This is a genomic window from Mesorhizobium sp. M2A.F.Ca.ET.037.01.1.1 (genome assembly GCF_003998075.1).
Taxonomy (GTDB): domain Bacteria; phylum Pseudomonadota; class Alphaproteobacteria; order Rhizobiales; family Rhizobiaceae; genus Mesorhizobium.
Genome location: NZ_RZSA01001121.1, coordinates 1 through 1957 on the forward strand (window position 1 = coordinate 1; position 1957 = coordinate 1957).

Annotated in this window: 1 protein-coding gene; it reads right to left on the reverse strand. The window is 65.7% G+C overall.

Annotated features, from left to right (window positions below):
• Nucleotides 1–1957: ribonuclease E/G (locus EOA27_RS34130; protein ID WP_145970747.1), on the reverse strand; the 1957-nt coding region annotated here is incomplete at both ends.

The window sequence follows — 1957 nt, forward strand, 5'->3', positions numbered from 1 at the left end:
GCTTGCGGTCGCGGCCTTCGCCGTCCTCGGACCGCTGCTGGTGCTGGCCCTGCTGCTGCGGCTGGCGCGGCTGTTCGGCCTGCACCGCGGCCTCTTCTTCCTCCTCGATGATGATCTCGTCCTCGGGCTCGTCCGGCTCGACATAGGCCGGCAGGCTGCGCACCTCGACAAAACCTTCCGGCTTCTCGGCTATGGCGCCGCGGAAGATCGCGTAATGCTGGGTGCCGAGAGTCTCGTCAGCCTCGATCGTGATCGTCAGGCCGAAACGGGCTTCGAGCTCCACAAGGTTGGCGCGCTTGTGGTTCAGCACGTAAAGCGCCGTCGCGGCCGGCGTGCGCACGATGATGTGGCTGCGCGAATCCTTGAGCAGGAATTCCTCGATCGCCCGCACCACCATCAGCGCCACGGAGGAATCGGAACGCACATGGCCGGTGCCGCCGCAATGCGGGCAGGGCTTCATGGTCGATTCCAGCACGCTGGCGCGGATGCGCTGACGCGACATTTCCATCAGGCCGAAATGCGAGATGCGGCCGACCTGGATGCGGGCGCGGTCGTTCTTGAGGTGATCCTTCAGCCGCTTCTCGACAGCGCGGTTGTTGCGGTTCTCCTCCATGTCGATGAAGTCGATGACGATGAGGCCGGCAAGGTCGCGCAGTCTGAGCTGCCGCGCGACTTCCTCGGCCGCCTCTAGATTGGTGTGGAGCGCGGTCTCCTCGATCGAATGCTCCTTGGTGGAGCGGCCGGAGTTGACGTCGATCGAGACCAGCGCCTCGGTCTGGTTGATGATGATGTAGCCGCCGCTTTTCAGCGTCACCTGTGGCTGCAGCATGCGGTCGAGCTGCGCCTCGATGCCGTTGCGCACGAAGATCGGCGTCGTGTCGCGATAGGGCTGAACCACCTTGGCGTGGCTCGGCATCAGCATGCGCATGAAGTCCTTGGCCTCGCGATAACCGTCCTCGCCGGAAACCAGGATCTCGTCGATATCCTTGTTGTAGAGGTCGCGCACCGAGCGCTTGATCAGGCTGCCTTCCTCGTAGACCAGGGCAGGGGCCGTGGATTGCAGGGTGAGGCTGCGGACGTTCTCCCACAGCCGCATCAGATACTCGTAGTCGCGCTTGATCTCGGCCTTGGTGCGGCTTTCGCCGGCGGTGCGCAGGATGACACCCATGCCCTGCGGCACGTCGAGGTCGGTCACGACCTCCTTCAGCCGCTTGCGGTCCTGGGCGTTGGTGATCTTGCGCGAGATGCCGCCGCCGCGCGCTGTGTTCGGCATCAGCACCGAATAGCGGCCGGCAAGCGAAAGATAGGTGGTGAGCGCGGCGCCCTTGTTGCCGCGCTCTTCCTTGACCACCTGCACCAGAAGGATCTGGCGGCGCTTGATGACTTCCTGAATCTTGTACTGGCGGCGGACCGGCTTGCGGCGGCTGCGGATTTCCTCGAGCGCGTCCTCGGCGCCGACCGATTCGACCTCGTGCTCGTCCGAATGCGAGGCCGAGACGTCCTCCAGCATGCCGCGATCATTGTCGCTGGCGGCTTCGCCGCTCTGCTCGGGCTGATCCGCCTGTGGCACCGCCTCGGAAATCACGTCGGCTTCGACGCTCGCTGCAATCGAGGTGGGGCCACCTTCGGACGGCTTGCCGTCCTCGTTGTCCGCTGCTTCGCCGCCGCCGGTCTCGGCGGCGGACTCTTCAGCCGTTTCCTGGTCGGTTTCGACTTCGACGGCTTCGGCGACGATGGATGCATCCGATACGTCCGATGCGTCTTCTGGCGAGGCATCGGCGGTCACGCCGCCGGCTTCCTCGCTCCCGGCAGCCTCTGCCGCGGGCTCTTCGAGGGCTGCGGGCTCAGCCGGGCTTTCCTCGTTTTCCGAGGAAGTGTGTCTGTGCTCGCCGCGGTCACGGTTCTTGCCGCCGCGCCTGCGGTTGCGCCGGCCGCCGCGATCGCGCGCCTGCTGCTC